Origin of the sequence: Tenacibaculum adriaticum, assembly GCF_008124875.1 — a bacterium.
GTDB lineage: Bacteria > Bacteroidota > Bacteroidia > Flavobacteriales > Flavobacteriaceae > Polaribacter > Polaribacter adriaticus.
Genome location: NZ_VNIA01000001.1, coordinates 649,461 through 665,290, shown reverse-complemented (window position 1 = coordinate 665,290; position 15,830 = coordinate 649,461). Strand labels below are relative to the sequence as shown.

Below are 15,830 nucleotides of genomic sequence, written 5' to 3'. Positions count from 1 at the left end.
GTTAATTGGCAAAGATACATTATTTGCTGGTACTCGGATTCACTTGTTTTGTAACCAAATACACTCCTGAAAAAATGAACACTGTTGCTATTATTTTAATTAAACTTAGCTGATCACTTCCAACGAATAAGGCATAAATAGTAGCTATTACTGGTTGCAAATAAATAAATACACTTACTGTGGTTGGTTTTAGTTTTGACAATGCGAATAAATTAAATAAATACGTTATACATGTTGTAAACAAGACAACAAAACCTATTTTTAAATAAATGGAAGTTGGTATGATTTGCCATTGCACTTCTGTAAATTCTGAAAAACCGAAAGGCAAAACATAAAGCAACCCAAAAAAGTATAACCACTTTACAAAAACAATTGGATTGTATTTAGTTATTAATTTTTTTACAAGCACCAAGTACATGGCGTACGAAGATGCATTCACAAAAACCAAGAAATTACCTAACATAACATTTTTTGCGTCTCCTGAAGGTGAGCTTCCGTAGGTTATTAATACAACTGCTCCTATTAGCCCAACAACTATACCTATTATTTTCCGCAGAATTAATTTTTCTCTTATAATAATACTTGAAAAAACAAGCACTAATATTGGTGCTGTTACCATAATTACCGATGCACTTATAGGAGTTGTAAAACTTAACCCTTTAAAAAAAGTAAGCATATTTAATCCTACTCCAAAAAATGCTGCTAACGCAATATGTTTATAATCTTCTTTTTCAACTGAAGGTGATTTAACTAAAAGTCCGATTATCCAAAATATTATCGTAGCTCCTAGCACACGAAGTAAAATAAATCCAAAAGGTTTTATATATAAAGGCATTACCTCTTTAGCAATTGTAAAAGTTACGCCATAAATAATAGTCGCAATTGAAGTTGCTGTTAATGCTAAAATTCTTTGGTTCATTGATGTTTGGTTAAGACACAAAATTAACCATTATATTCATCCTAAAAACAAAAAAAGCGTTACAATAAAGTAACGCTTTTCCTTTGGTTGATTAACTTTTGATTAGTCCACTAAAGGTGGTATTCTTAATACCTGACCTGGATAAATTTTATCTGGGTGAGATAACATTGGCTTATTTGCTTCAAAAATCACAGGATATTTCATTGCATTACCATAAAATTCTTTTGCGATTTTACCTAAAGTATCCCCTTTTTCAACTGTATGAAACTGAGCCATTTCAGCTTCATTTATTTCTTCTACTTCAGCAACAGTCATGTTGTCTTCTACAGAAGCAATACCATCTGTATTTCCTACTACTAATACAACTTTTTCTTTGGTAGCTAAATCAGCTGCTTCACCATAAATTGTCGCCTTATCGTCATCAACAGATACTTCTAAATTTTCTACTGATAATTCTAATGCTTTTACAGCGTCTGTTAATTTTACAGCTTTTTCTACTGCTTCCTCTTCAGTTGTTTTTCCGATACCAAACACTTTAGCACCAGCATTTTTAATGAATGAAAATAATCCCATTTCTTTTTTAATTTTTTTTGTTAATTATTATTTTTTCTCTAGAGCAAGATACAAATTTTATACCATTTTTTAATATTTCTAAAAATGATTTTTACCTCACTCAAAATGAAATCATTAACTAAACGAATTCCACCCCTGTGCTTTTAATGCAATTTCTTGGTTTGCCCTAGTTACCAAATTCATTCCTTGATTCTCTTCTGTCATATGGCCGATAATTGATAAATTTGGATTTCCTTTTATTTTATCAAATTCGGAAATAGGAACCGTAAATAATAATTCATAATCTTCTCCGCCACTTAAGGCAACCATAGTAGAATCAATATTAAATTCTTCACAGGTAGAAATAACTTGGGGATCTAATGGTAATTTATCTTCATAAATTTTACACCCTACTTTGCTTTGTGTGCAAATATGAAACAACTCAGAAGAGAGTCCGTCAGAAATATCAATCATAGAAGTTGGTTTTACACCTAATTCTTTTAATAGTTCTGGAATATCTTTTCTAGCCTCAGGCTTTAATTGTCTCTCAATAATGTAAGTGTAAGCGTCTAAATCTGGCTGATTTTTTGGATTCACTTGGTACACTTGTTTTTCACGCTCTAACACTTGTAAACCAAGATATGCTCCACCCAAATCTCCAGAAACAACAATTAAGTCAGTAGCTTTTGCTCCATTCCTATATATAATATCTTCTTTATCTGCTATTCCTATAGCTGTAATAGAAATTAACATTCCTTTTGTAGATGAAGTGGTATCTCCACCAATCAAATCTATTTTATAAGTATCGCAAGCCAACTGAATTCCAGCATATAATTCTTCTAATGCTTCCAAAGGGAAACGATTAGAAACTGCTAAAGAAACGGTTATTTGTTCTGCTTTTGCATTCATTGCATATACATCAGACAAATTAACCATGACAGCTTTATAACCAAGATGTTTCAAAGGCATGTAGCTCAAATCAAAATGAACTCCTTCTATTAATAAATCTGTTGTAACTAACGTTTCTTTTCCTCCAGCAGAAATTACAGCACAATCATCATCAATTCCTTTTTTAGTGGTTGAATTATAAATTTTAAAATGCTTTGTTAAATGGCTTATTAAACCAAACTCTCCTAGTTCAGCTAATGAAGTTTTTTCAGTATTTTTATCTTCTAACATACTGCAAAGATAGTTCAAAGTAATATTTTAACAAGTTTTCGTTAGCTAACTACTAAATAAAACTATAACTTTGAATACTATACTATTATTTTTTAGGTTAAGCATAACTTTAATCCCTTACTTATGAAAATTAAATTTGTCTTTGTAATTACTTTTTTATTCTGCTTATTCTCTTGTTCTTCAACAGATACAGCCCCTCAAAACACGGATACTGATAATAATACAGAAAGAACCCCATGTATAAATGGTTTTGCTGGAGATTACCCATGTAATGATTATGATTTAATGTCAAACATTCCTGTTTCAATTTTAGCTAGTTCAACTGGAACACCCGAAGGAAGTGATGTTTGGGGGTGGACGGATTCTACAACGAATAAAGAATATGCTCTTGTTGGAACAACAAACAGTACTGCATTTGTAGATGTTAGCGACCCTCTAAACCCTATATTCTTAGGAAGATTAAACACAAATGCAGGAACCAATTATTGGAGAGATATTAAGGTATTTAATAATCATGCATTTATTGTAGCTGACGGTGTAGGAGCTCATGGTATGCAGGTTTTTGACTTAACAAAATTAAGAAATGTAACAAATCCTCCTATTAATTTTACTGCAGATGCTATCTACACCGGAGTAGAAAGTTGCCACAATATTGTTATTAATGAAGATAAAGGTATCGCTTATTTAGTGGGATGTAGAAGTACTAATGGAGGAGGTCCAATTTTTATTGACATAACCAATCCTACGAACCCTACTTATTTAGGAGATCATACTGCAGACGGGTATTCTCACGACGCTCAAGTAATAACGTATAACGGACCAGACATAGAATACAATGGCAAAGAAATTTATGTAGGCAGCAATGAAAATGAAGTGGTTGTATTAGATGTAACAGACAAAACCAATATAGTAAAATTATCATCAATAAGCTACTCGCAAATTGGATACACACACCAAGGATGGTTTACAGATGATCATAAATACTTCATTTTAGGAGATGAAACTGATGAACAAAACTTTGGTATGAACACACGTACTTTAGTTTTTGACCTGCAAGACTTGAATAACCCCATATTATCATCAACTTATTCAGGATCTTCTAAAGCAATTGATCATAATGGTTATGTTTTAGATAATAATTTTTATGTGGCTAATTATAGAGCCGGTATGCGTGTGTTAGATATTTCTAATATTTCCGCTTCTACAAACTCTATGACAGAAATTGGATACTTTGACACTTATCCTGCTGACGATGCTACAGCTTTTAATGGTGCTTGGAGTGTTTACCCTTATTTCTCAAGTGGTAATATTATCATAAACGACATAGAGAGAGGTTTATTCGTTATTAGAAAATCAGGATCCTAATCATGATTCGAAATATTTCTTTTGTAATAATTTTTATAACATTAGTAAGCTGTTCTGAAGGTAGCTTAACCATTCCTATTCAAACTAAACCAAAAATTGAATTAATAAAAACAATTGGAGGAACGAATAATGAAGCAGCACAATCAATTGTAAAGACTTCTGACGGCGGTTATGCAATACTTGGTTATACACAAAGCAACGATAATGATGTTGAATATAAAAACGATACAAGCTTCGATTATTATGTGTTAAAATTTTCTTCAGAGGATGTTTTACAGTGGAGTAAAACTTATGGGGGAAGCGGAGACGATAGAGGTAAAAGCATTATCCAAACCCAAGATGGTGGTTTTGCTATTTTCGGGTACAGTAAAAGTAACGACTTAGATGTTACAAATAATGCTGGTGATCGTGATTTCTGGCTTGCCAAACTAGATGAAAACGGAAACCTTTCTTGGCAAAAATCTTTCGGTTTTCAAGGTAGAGATGATGGCACAAAACTTATTGAAACCAACGATGGGGGTTATTTAATTACTGGTGAATTAGATGTAACAGCTTCTGGTGGAGAAGGGAATTCTCGTACAGCTAACCGTCATGCTGGTGGAGATTACTGGGTAATAAAACTCGATAATATTGGTAATAAAGAATGGAGTAAATATTACGGCGGCAACTTTACCGATACACCTCAAGGAATTGCAAAAACCTCTGATGGTGGTTATATTATAACAGGAACTTCAGATAGTAGTGATGTTGACATTACCAATAACAAAGGAACTTACGATTTTTGGATTATACGTATTTCTTCAACAGGTGATTTAATTTGGGAAAAAAATTTCGGTGGCTCCGAAATTGATGAAGCTCGAGCTATTAGCACAATCAACGATGGTAATTTTATAATTGTGGGTGATACTCGTAGTACCGATATAGATGTAAGCTTAAACAATGGCGGTGCCGATTTATGGCTTATTAAAATTTCTCCTGAAGGAAATTTACTTTGGGAAAAGAGTTTTGGAGGAAGTAGTTTTGATGTTGCAAGATCTATAAGTAAAACAAACGATGGTGGATTTATCATTTCTGGAAGTTCACGCAGTATCGATAACGGATTTACAAATCAAGGTGAAAATGATGCTTGGATATTAAAAATATCTTCCGAAGGAAACCAAGAATGGCAACAAATTATAGGAGGCTCAAATATTGATTTTTTATATGATGCTGTTGAATTAAATGACGGAACTGTTATTGCTGTTGGTGAAAGCTCAAGTAATGATGGAGATATACTATTAAACAGAGGTTTTTCAGACCTACTAATTATCAAACTAAAATAATAAAATGAAAAAATTAATTACACTTTTTTTAGGACTTTCAATTGCTTTTACATCATGTAGTTCAGATAGTGATGTTGCACCTAAAGAAACTACCATCAATATTAACTTTACCCACAACTGGGAGGAAGATTCAGTTACAAAAGATGATTTTAATAATATTAAATTCACTAATGAACACGGCGAAGAATTAAGTATAGAAAGACTTCGCTATTTAGTCTCTAATATTTATTTAACCCATACCAGTGGCTCTAGCTATAAAGTAGAAGATTACCTTTTAGTAGATGTTAATGATGAAGAAACTTTATCCTATACTACAAACACCCTTCTACCTAACGGAACCTACAACTTTTCTTTTCGCTTTGGTTTTTCGGATGAAAATAATATAGACGGAGAATATCCAGATTTAAATATAGCTAGTTTCGAAGTACCAATGATAATGGGTGGTGGCTATCATTACATGCAATTTGATGGCAAATTTATTGACATGAACGATACAACCGTTGGTTTTAATTATCATGCAATTCGTGCTGTAGACAACACAGATCCAGATAACTTAATTCTCAAAGATACTTCTTTTAGTGTTACTTTAGGGGAGGTAATTGTTAAAGATAATTCAGCTACAATTAATGTTAAAATGAATATTGCCGAATGGTTTAAAAATCCAAATGAATGGGATTTAAATGTATTAAATCAAATGTTAATGCCAAATTATGAAGCACAATTATTGATGAATGCAAACGGGAAATCAGTTTTTAGTTTATAAATGAAAAAATGGCTACACATATGCTTTCTTTTAATTTTTATTTCCTGTTCATCGGGAAGTGATCAACAAGAAGAGTATATACCCATTCCTGTTTCTTTAGAAGTTCCAATATTATTTCAACAGAAGTTAATTGCCCCGTTAATTCCAGCTGACAATCCGCTGACAGAAGAAGGAATTGCTCTTGGTAAAAAATTGTTCTTTGATACTATTTTATCCAAAGACAATACACAATCTTGTGCCACTTGCCATAATCCTGAAAATTCATTTACAGATACCGATCAATTTAGTGACGGTATCGACGGAATTAGAGGAACAAGAAACTCGATGCCTCTATTTAATTTAGTTTGGAATTTCGATGAGCGTTTTACATGGGATGGAAAAGAATTTAGTTTAGAAAAACAGGCTTTTGAACCTGTTTCCAATCCAATAGAAATGCATAGTAACTGGATTGATGTTGAAAAAAAATTACAAAACCATCCAGAATACCCCTCTTTATTTCAATTAGCTTTTAAAACCGTTGCGATTGACTCTGCCTTAGTCGTAAAAGCTATTGCTCAATTCGAACGAACTTTAATATCTGCTAATTCTAAATTTGATAAATATTTACTTGGCCAAGTAGAATTAACCGATAACGAACTAAATGGATTCAACGTATTTATGGACGAGACTAAAGGAGATTGTTTTCATTGTCACGGAAGCAACAATAATCCTCTATGGACAGATAATAAATTTCATAATAACGGATTAGACGCTACATTTACTGATCTTGGTTTAGGTGGAGTTACTGGAGACACTAACGATAACGGAAAATTTAGATCTCCTTCGCTTCGTAATTTAGCATTTACCGCACCGTATATGCACGATGGTCGTTTTTTAACCATCGATGAAGTTATTAATCATTATTCCGAAGGATTGCAAAACTCAGAGACGATTGATCCTCTAATGAAAAAAATAGATCAAGGAGGTGTAAATCTAACCTCACAAGACAAAGCCGATTTAAAAGCATTTTTATTATCACTTTCTGATTATGACTTCATAAACAATCCTAAGTTTCAGCAATAAAAACGAACTATAAGCATATTCAATTCTATCATAGAAACTATAGATAACACTTGCTCTAAATCCTTCTTACACAAGTGTGTCTAAGAAATTCTTTATTCGTATATTTGCATCCAATTTAGATTTAATCTATTTAAAATGATAAAAGTTTCAGACACAGCAAAAAAGAAAGTCATTGAACTCATGACTGATGATGGTTTTGACGCTACAACAGACTTTGTTCGTGTAGGCGTAAAAAGTGGAGGTTGTTCAGGATTATCATACGATTTAACTTTTGATAAAAAAACACAAGAAAATGATAAGGTTTTTGAAGAAAACGATGTAAAAATTGTAGTCGACAAAAAAAGCTTCTTATATCTTGTAGGAACAACATTAGAATATTCTGGAGGGTTAAATGGTAAAGGATTTGTTTTTAACAATCCGAACGCTAATAGAACGTGTGGATGCGGAGAAAGTTTTTCTTTATAGAAAAACAATAACTGATAATTGATTACTGAAAATAATGAGTAAGTATACAGAAGATGATTTAAGAGAAGAGTTAAAAACCAAAGAATACGAATACGGTTTTTATACAGATATTGAAAGTGAAACCTTTGCAAAAGGGTTAAACGAAGATGTTGTTCGTGCTATTTCAAAAAAGAAAAACGAACCAGAATGGATGACCGAATGGCGTTTAGAAGCGTTTAGAGTTTGGGAAAAAATGGAAGAGCCAGATTGGGCAAATGTTAAATACCCTAAACCTAACTTTCAAGAAATCGCCTACTATTCTGCACCCAAAAAGAAACCTAAATTAAATAGTTTAGATGAGGTTGACCCTGATCTGTTAGAAACTTTTAAAAAATTAGGAATTTCTTTAGATGAGCAAAAAAAATTGGCTAATGTTGCGGTTGATATTGTAATGGATTCTGTTTCCGTAGCAACTACATTTAAAGAAACTCTTGCTGAAAAAGGGATTATTTTTATGCCGATTTCAGAAGCAATTCAAGAACATCCTGAATTGGTCAAAAAATATTTAGGAACTGTTGTTCCAACAACAGATAATTTCTACGCAGCACTAAATTCAGCCGTATTTTCTGATGGGTCTTTCTGTTACATTCCAAAAGGAGTTCGTTGTCCAATGGAATTATCAACCTACTTTAGAATTAATGAAGGAGGAACAGGTCAGTTTGAAAGAACATTAGTAGTTGCAGACAAAGGAAGTTATGTATCATATTTAGAAGGTTGTACTGCACCACAACGTGATGAAAACCAATTACACGCAGCTGTCGTTGAGTTAATTGCCATGGATGATGCAGAAATTAAATATTCTACAGTACAAAACTGGTTTCCTGGAGATGCAAATGGTAAAGGTGGAGTTTTTAACTTTGTAACCAAAAGAGGATTATGTGAAACAAATGCGAAAATTTCTTGGACGCAAGTAGAAACAGGTTCTGCTGTTACATGGAAATACCCTAGTTGTGTGTTAAAAGGAAATAACTCCGTAGGTGAATTTTACTCTATTGCAGTTACCAATAACTATCAACAAGCAGATACAGGAACAAAAATGATTCACTTAGGCAAAAACACTAAGTCAACCATTATTTCGAAAGGAATTTCCGCAGGAAAATCTCAAAACAGTTACCGTGGATTAGTACAAATTAACTCAAGAGCAGAAAACGCTCGTAACTTCTCGCAATGTGATAGTTTGTTAATGGGTAACGAATGTGGAGCACATACATTCCCTTATATTGAAGTTAAGAATAAATCAGCACAAGTAGAGCATGAGGCAACTACTAGTAAAATTGGTGAAGACCAATTATTCTATTGTAATCAACGTGGAATTGACACTGAAAAAGCAATCGCTTTAATTGTGAATGGTTTCAGTAAAGAGGTATTGAATAAATTACCAATGGAATTTGCTGTAGAAGCACAAAAATTATTAGAAATTAGTTTAGAAGGATCGGTTGGATAATTAGTTTAATTACTAATTAAAAGCTATCAATTATAAAGAGAATAGAACAATGTTAAAGATAAAAAACTTACACGCTAGCATAGAAGATAAAGAAATTCTTAAGGGAATTAATTTAGAAGTTAAAGCAGGAGAAGTTCATGCTATTATGGGACCAAACGGTGCAGGAAAAAGCACAATGGCTTCTGTAATTGCAGGTAAAGAAGAATACGAAGTTACAGAAGGAATCATAGAATTAAGTGGTGAAGATATTAGCGAGTTAGCTCCAGAAGAAAGAGCACATAACGGTGTATTCTTATCATTTCAATACCCTGTAGAAATTCCTGGTGTTTCGGTAACAAACTTTATTAAAACAGCTATTAACGAAACTCGAAAAGCAAAAGGCTTAGAAGACATGCCTGCTAAAGACATGTTAAAAATGATTCGCGAGAAATCTGAATTGTTAGAAATAGACAGAAAGTTTTTATCGCGTTCGTTAAACGAAGGTTTTTCTGGTGGTGAGAAGAAACGTAACGAAATCTTCCAAATGGCCATGTTAGAACCAAAATTGGCTATTTTAGATGAAACAGATTCTGGTTTAGATATCGATGCTTTGCGTATTGTTGCAAACGGTGTAAACAAGTTAAAATCTAAAGACAACGCTGTAATTGTAATTACACACTACCAACGTTTGTTAGATTATATTGTTCCAGATTTTGTACATGTTTTACATGATGGTAAAATAGTAAAAACTGGCGATGCTTCTTTAGCTTTAGAGTTGGAAGAAAAAGGGTACGATTGGATTAAGAACGAGTTGGTATAATCCGATTTGTCATTCCCGTGCAAGCGGGAATCTCACAAAATTTTGAGATTTCAATAATTAAGATTCCGCAACAAGTGCGGAATGACAGAAGAAAGAATAATGGAGTTAAAAGAAAAAATAGTATCGTCATATGTAGCGTTTGAAAACGAAATGGACATCAATTCTGATATTCATGATATTCGTTCAGAAGCGTTTCATAATTTTGAAAAGTTAGGTTTTCCTACCAAGAAATTAGAAGCTTGGAAGTACACCTCTTTAAACAACGTTTTAAAGAACGATTATAGCATTTTTGCCAATAAAGATAATACTGTAGAATTTGCAGATGTTAAGAAGTATTTTATTCATGATATAGACACTTATAAAATTGTTTTTATTGATGGAAAATATAGTTCTTTCCTTTCTGATACCACACACGATGGAAAAGATATTTGTTTATTATCCGCAGCATTCTCTAAATCAAAATACAAGGTAGTTGTTGAAAATTACTTCAATAAAATTGCCAAACAAGATAATATGACTTCTTTAAATACAGCATTTGCTAACGAAGGAGCTTATATATATATTCCAAGAAATGTTGAGGTAGAAAAACCAATACAAATTATCAATTTTACCACAGGCTCTGAAGCTGCAACTATGGTGCAACCACGGAATTTAATTGTGGTAGAGCAAAATGCACATGTTCAAATTATAGAACGTCATCAGAGTTTAACAGAAAATGCAGTGTTAACAAATGCTGTTACTGAAATTTTTGCAGCAAAAGACGCGACTGTAGATTATTATAAAATCCAAAATGATGATGATAATGCATCGTTAGTAGATAACACCTACATCGAGCAGAAATCTAACAGTGTTGTATCTGTACATACATTTTCTTTTGGAGGAAATATCACCAGAAATAATTTAAATTTTTATCAAAGAGGAGAACATATCGATTCTATTTTAAAAGGAATTACCATTATTGAAGGGAAACAACATGTAGATCACCATACTTTAGTACATCATATAGAGCCGAATTGTGAAAGTCATCAAGATTATAAAGGTATTTATAATGAGCGCTCTACTGGAGTTTTTAATGGTAAGGTAATTGTTGAAAAGGAAGCTCAAAAAACCAACGCTTATCAACAAAACAACAATGTTTTAATTAGTGATAAAGCTACCATTAATGCGAAACCTCAATTAGAGATTTTTGCGGATGATGTAAAATGTTCTCATGGCTGTACCATTGGTCAGTTAGATGACGATGCGTTATTTTATATGCAACAACGTGGAATTCCTAAGAAAGAAGGAAAAGCTTTATTGATGTATGCTTTTGCAAATACGGTTTTAGAAAGTGTAAAAATTCCGGAAGTAAAACAACGAATCACAAAATTAATAGCGACCAAATTAGGAGTAAATATTGGTTTTGATTTGTAGGTTTTTAAACACATTTAATATATAAAAATCCCGAGTTAAAAACTTGGGATTTTTTATTTTGTTATTTCATATAACATCAATTCTTCCTCGTCATTTGGTATTGTAGTGTATTTTACAAACTTTAACCCAAGCTTTTCTAATAGCTTTTGAGAGGATGAATTAGTTTTTGTAGTTATTGCTGAAATCTTCTCAATTCCAAACTCATTAAAAGCCACATTTTTAAGTTTCTCTGAAGCTTCAAAAGCATAGCCTTTTCCTTCATATTCAGGCAAAAATGAAAAACCGATATCTAAACCATCCACTCCTTCTCTATCATACAAACCACAACAGCCCATTTTAGCATTGTCTTCTTTTCTAACAAGCGTAAAATTACCATAGCCTAGCTTTTCTAATTGAGGTAACATACGTGTTTTAATATATGTTTTAGCATCCTCAAGAGTATAGACTTTTCTATCACCAATATACTCAATCCATTTAGGAGTGTTTAAAAGCTCTAAAATAAACGCTGCATCCTCAACTTGCGTTGGTTTTAATATAAGTCGTGCTGTTTCGAAAGTTTTGTATGTTGACATTTTATTTTCGTTAGTCATTAGTAATATTATTCTTCATAATAAAATATTAATTTAGTTTGATCTTTATCATTGATTAATGAAATTTCTTTCAAATCTCCATTTACCCATTTTTTTCTTGCTATTGGAGAAAATAATATTTCTTTGGTATAATATTCGAATGGTATGTTTTTGAGAGATATTTCACTATTTAAAATCGCATTAGAAGCTTCTTCTATTGATGAAAAATTGTTTTCATTAACAAAACTCTTAGTGTGTATCATCCAAAAAACAGTTAATGTTTCATGATATCCAGAGTTTTCGGTATTCAGAGTGCCAACCGATTCATTATAGCTAATTATTTTTGACCTCACCATTTCTAAAGCTTCATTAAAACCAAAATTCCAATTATGCCAAATCGCTACAATTACATGAGCTTCATGAGTCCATTCATTTACTGGAAGTTTTTTACTTGTAAAACTACTTATTAGTTTATTTACTTCAGCTTCTGAATATTTTTTCATTCTTAATCTATTTCAAATTACATTTAACCTTCATTAATCAAAAAAAAACACTTCGTTGTTTCCATAAAAAAGAGGCTGCCCAAAACGAAAAAATTGCAAAAGGTAAGAACAACATGGTTCCTGGAGAAATTGTGCCTGAATGAAAATCTCTAGTAATTATAACCGTAAAAGAATACCAATATAAAACGTTTGCAAATTGTGCACCTAACCAACCTATGGGAGTTTTTTTCCAAAGCCAAACAGAACCAATGACAAGAAGAGGTACCGACCATATTAAATCGGCAATACCAAACCCGTAAGTTGTTGCAAGATTTGTCTTCTCTAAAATGTTTTCTTTTGAAGATATAGTAGGTGATTTGACAAAAACTAATACCCAAAAAAATGCATGAATAACAGCTGCAACTCCGTTGACAGATGCTATTATCTTAATCCATAAATTCTGCTTGGAAATTGACATTTTATTCATCATTATCTAAGTTAAATGAAATTCAAATTCTACTCAAGTAAAATTTTCCTATTCTTATTATAATTTATATACATGTCGATTTATTAAAATAATATTTTCTTTCAGGTCAAAAAACACAATACTTGCCAGTCCTAAATTTTTTTTATCTGCTTATGTATCTAGCTTAATATGATTAGCTTTTAATGTTTGTAAATATCTCTCTCAGCATCAAAGTCATCAAGTTTTTTAGCGTTTTCATCCCACCTTGGATAAACCCTAAAATGTTGTTTTCGAACATTCATTGAAATAAACCAATGTACGAATTACCATTTTATATAATTCAGTAATTATGTTCAATACTCACTGTAAACACAGGAAATCAACTGTTTTATAAAAATATTTTCCCACTAAACTGATTGAAAAATCTCAAATTTTCATAGTATTTAGTTTAATTTATTCTGTACGTAAAATCTTTTCCATTTTTCTACCCTTTGCCAATTCATCAACCAGTTTATCTAAATAACGAACTTGCTGCGTAAGTTTATTGTTTATTTCTTCTACTCTATAACCGCAAATTACACCTTTTATTAAATACGCATTTTTATGAAGAGATGCCTCTTCAAAAAAAGTTTTAAAGGTTACTTTTTCATCGATAAGGTCGTTAAGTTTATTAATATCAAAACCTGTAAGCCATGTTATCACTTGATGTAATTCTTCTAAAGTTCTACCTTTCTTTTCTACTTTAGTAATGTAGTGCGGATACACAGATGCAAAGGTCATACTTGCAATACGCTCGTTGTGTTTATCTGTTGTAGTACTCATTTTATAACTTTACGGTTAGATCTTTTAGCAATTTACAAAATTCTATACAACAAAAAACGGTAAAATGTTAAACTCGATTAATCGGAATACAATTGACGACATCTTATAAAGAATGAATATGTTTATTAAGAAAGGATGTAGTTTTTGTTTTTAATCATTAAAAATAAGTAACTATGCTGCTAATTGAAACTTAACATCTTTTTTTATAAGAGATTTTATCAGAAAAAAATAAGCAATATTATACAGAAAAACACTTAAAATAAGAAAAAAAGTACTTGTTCCTTCAATTTTTTTTGACCCTGAAAGTGCATCCGAAAAAATAAAGATAACTATAGAAATAAACATTTCTTTATTACCAAACAGTGGACTGGCGGTTAGTAATCTTGAAAAAGAAATTGCTAATAGAAATAATAAAAGACCTGAAGTTAGTATTGATAAACAAAAGAAGTATGTATTTGCATACATAGTGTATATTACAATACTAGTTATAGTTAATGATAATATGAACACTAATAATATAATTTTAGCCTCTGTTTTTTCTTTGTATGAAAGTAGCAACTTAATCCACGTTATGCGTAAAGCTATAAGACTTAACATTCCTATTAGTGTATAATCATTAACTGAAAACAATGCCCCTGTTAACATTATAAAAAATGATAAAACACAAAAATTTAGAGTAATTTTTTTTACAGAAAAAAAACAATACAAAATCAAAGATAACAAACTTAATACTCTGGGAATAATTAAAAAAACTCTCTCATCTAAATAAATCATTAATAAATCAACTAACCAAAAAGCAAGAAAAAAAATAAGAAAGATGATTCTTTTGTTCATTAAAATGAAAATTTACCTAGTGGGTTATGGTTAAAAATAAGAAAAAATCCCACACTAAAAGTGCAGGATTTAATTATTTTTATTTTCAAAGAAAACTACATTTCTAAAGCTTTCGCTGGGTTGTTATCCATCAATAACTCTATAGGATTTTCTAATGCCTCTTTAACAGCAACTAAGAATCCAACAGACTCACGACCGTCAATAACTCTATGATCATAAGACAACGCCACATACATAATTGGTTGTATTACAACTTCACCATTTACAGCCATCGGACGATTTACAATATTATGCATTCCTAAAATACCGCTTTGTGGTGGATTGATAATTGGTGTAGATAACATAGAACCAAATACACCTCCGTTAGTAATGGTAAATGTACCTCCTGTCATTTCATCGACAGTAATTTGTCCGTCACGAGCACGTAAAGCTAAACGCTTTACTTCACTTTCAACACCTCTAAAGGTTAAGTTTTCCGCATTTCTAATTACAGGAACCATTAATCCTTTAGGACCCGATACTGCAATAGAAATATCTTGAAAGTCATTCTTTACTTGGAAATCTCCATCGATCATTGAGTTTACGTCTGGATACAATTGTAAAGCTCTTGTAACCGCTTTTGTGAAGAAACTCATAAATCCTAAACCAACACCATGTTTCGCTTTAAAATCCTCTTTAAATTGATTACGCAAGTCGAATATTGGTTGCATATTCACTTCGTTAAACGTAGTTAACATTGCCGTTTCATTTTTAACAGAAACTAAACGTTGTGCTACTTTTCTACGAAGCATAGATAATTTTTTACGCTCTGTACTACGAGACCCCATTCCTGGTGTTCCCATAGAAGGTACCGCTTTTATAGCGTCGTCTTTTGTAACACGCCCCGCTTTACCAGTTCCTGAAACATCTGAAGCACTCATTCCTTTTTCAGCTAAGACTTTTTTTGCTGCTGGAGACGCTGTTCCTGTTGCATATGTTGTTTCTACAGGAGCTGCTTTTGGAGCTTCCTCCTTCTTTTCTGCAGGTTTTTCTTCAGCTTTTGGAGCTTCACTACCTTCTGGTTTTTTAGCATCCATGTCAATTAAACACACTACAGCACCAACGGCAACGGCATCACCTTCTTCTGCTTTTAGGGTAATAATTCCACTTTCTTCCGCAGGTAACTCTAAGGTTGCTTTGTCTGAATCTACTTCGGCGATCGGTTGATCTTTCTCAACATAATCACCATCCTCAACTAACCAAGTTGCTATTTCTACTTCTGTAATTGACTCCCCCGGAGAAGGAACTTTCATTTCTAAAACCATCAGTTCTAAATTTTATATATCTGAATTTTTT

The 15,830-nt window shown here is 32.0% G+C and carries 17 protein-coding genes; 8 read left to right on the top strand and 9 right to left on the bottom strand.

Annotation, left to right across the window (positions count from 1 at the left end):
- Positions 1 to 19: 19 nt before the first annotated feature.
- The 3 genes from C7447_RS03070 to thiL form a co-directional block, all read right to left on the bottom strand.
- Positions 20 to 919, bottom strand: coding sequence for a DMT family transporter (locus C7447_RS03070; protein WP_148868707.1), 900 nt, complete (start codon positions 917 to 919; stop codon positions 20 to 22).
- Positions 920 to 1,021: 102 nt separating this feature from the next.
- Complete coding sequence (lysM, locus tag C7447_RS03065; protein WP_148868706.1) at positions 1,022 to 1,492, bottom strand: peptidoglycan-binding protein LysM; 471 nt, start codon at positions 1,490 to 1,492, stop codon at positions 1,022 to 1,024.
- 114 nt (positions 1,493 to 1,606) lie between these two features.
- Positions 1,607 to 2,650, bottom strand: coding sequence for a thiamine-phosphate kinase (gene thiL / locus C7447_RS03060; RefSeq protein ID WP_148868705.1), 1,044 nt, complete (start codon positions 2,648 to 2,650; stop codon positions 1,607 to 1,609).
- Between the two features lie 123 nt (positions 2,651 to 2,773).
- On the opposite strand from thiL, the gene C7447_RS03055 reads away from it, so the two are divergent.
- From C7447_RS03055 to sufD, 8 genes are all read left to right on the top strand, one after another.
- Entirely contained in the window at positions 2,774 to 4,015 is a 1,242-nt protein-coding gene (locus C7447_RS03055) for a choice-of-anchor B family protein (RefSeq protein WP_148868704.1), read from the top strand.
- 2 nt (positions 4,016 to 4,017) lie between these two features.
- Positions 4,018 to 5,337, top strand: coding sequence for a hypothetical protein (locus C7447_RS03050; RefSeq protein ID WP_148868703.1), 1,320 nt, complete (start codon positions 4,018 to 4,020; stop codon positions 5,335 to 5,337).
- Positions 5,338 to 5,341: 4 nt separating this feature from the next.
- The gene (locus tag C7447_RS03045; RefSeq protein ID WP_211354890.1) at positions 5,342 to 6,100 is read left to right on the top strand and encodes an MbnP family protein; all 759 of its coding nucleotides are present in this window, start codon (positions 5,342 to 5,344) and stop codon (positions 6,098 to 6,100) included.
- Positions 6,101 to 7,162 carry a cytochrome-c peroxidase gene (locus tag C7447_RS03040; RefSeq protein ID WP_148868702.1) on the top strand — a complete coding sequence of 354 codons (1,062 nt, stop codon included), beginning with the start codon at positions 6,101 to 6,103 and terminating at the stop codon, positions 7,160 to 7,162.
- Positions 7,163 to 7,297: 135 nt separating this feature from the next.
- The gene (locus C7447_RS03035; protein WP_148868701.1) at positions 7,298 to 7,627 is read left to right on the top strand and encodes a HesB/IscA family protein; all 330 of its coding nucleotides are present in this window, start codon (positions 7,298 to 7,300) and stop codon (positions 7,625 to 7,627) included.
- 34 nt (positions 7,628 to 7,661) lie between these two features.
- Positions 7,662 to 9,110, top strand: coding sequence for a Fe-S cluster assembly protein SufB (gene sufB / locus C7447_RS03030; RefSeq protein WP_148868700.1), 1,449 nt, complete (start codon positions 7,662 to 7,664; stop codon positions 9,108 to 9,110).
- Positions 9,111 to 9,159: 49 nt separating this feature from the next.
- Entirely contained in the window at positions 9,160 to 9,909 is a 750-nt protein-coding gene (sufC, locus tag C7447_RS03025) for a Fe-S cluster assembly ATPase SufC (RefSeq protein ID WP_148868699.1), read from the top strand.
- 99 nt (positions 9,910 to 10,008) lie between these two features.
- Positions 10,009 to 11,322, top strand: a complete 1,314-nt coding sequence (sufD, locus tag C7447_RS03020; protein ID WP_148869488.1) for a Fe-S cluster assembly protein SufD — start codon at positions 10,009 to 10,011, stop codon at positions 11,320 to 11,322.
- Between the two features lie 53 nt (positions 11,323 to 11,375).
- On the opposite strand, the gene C7447_RS03015 is transcribed toward sufD, so the two are convergent.
- The 6 genes from C7447_RS03015 to odhB form a co-directional block, all read right to left on the bottom strand.
- Positions 11,376 to 11,894 (bottom strand): GNAT family N-acetyltransferase, encoded by a 519-nt coding sequence (locus tag C7447_RS03015; protein ID WP_148868698.1) that lies wholly within the window; start codon positions 11,892 to 11,894, stop codon positions 11,376 to 11,378.
- Between the two features lie 26 nt (positions 11,895 to 11,920).
- Positions 11,921 to 12,394, bottom strand: a complete 474-nt coding sequence (locus C7447_RS03010) for a hypothetical protein (RefSeq protein WP_148868697.1) — start codon at positions 12,392 to 12,394, stop codon at positions 11,921 to 11,923.
- Between the two features lie 37 nt (positions 12,395 to 12,431).
- Positions 12,432 to 12,851: a hypothetical protein gene (locus tag C7447_RS03005; protein ID WP_148868696.1), complete on the bottom strand. Its 420-nt coding sequence runs from the start codon at positions 12,849 to 12,851 to the stop codon at positions 12,432 to 12,434.
- A 441-nt stretch (positions 12,852 to 13,292) separates the two neighbouring features.
- The gene (locus tag C7447_RS03000) at positions 13,293 to 13,661 is read right to left on the bottom strand and encodes a DUF2200 domain-containing protein (RefSeq protein WP_148868695.1); all 369 of its coding nucleotides are present in this window, start codon (positions 13,659 to 13,661) and stop codon (positions 13,293 to 13,295) included.
- Between the two features lie 171 nt (positions 13,662 to 13,832).
- Positions 13,833 to 14,306 (bottom strand): hypothetical protein, encoded by a 474-nt coding sequence (locus tag C7447_RS02995; RefSeq protein WP_148868694.1) that lies wholly within the window; start codon positions 14,304 to 14,306, stop codon positions 13,833 to 13,835.
- A gap of 284 nt (positions 14,307 to 14,590) precedes the next feature.
- Positions 14,591 to 15,799 (bottom strand): 2-oxoglutarate dehydrogenase complex dihydrolipoyllysine-residue succinyltransferase, encoded by a 1,209-nt coding sequence (odhB, locus tag C7447_RS02990; protein WP_211354889.1) that lies wholly within the window; start codon positions 15,797 to 15,799, stop codon positions 14,591 to 14,593.
- Positions 15,800 to 15,830 lie beyond the last annotated feature (31 nt).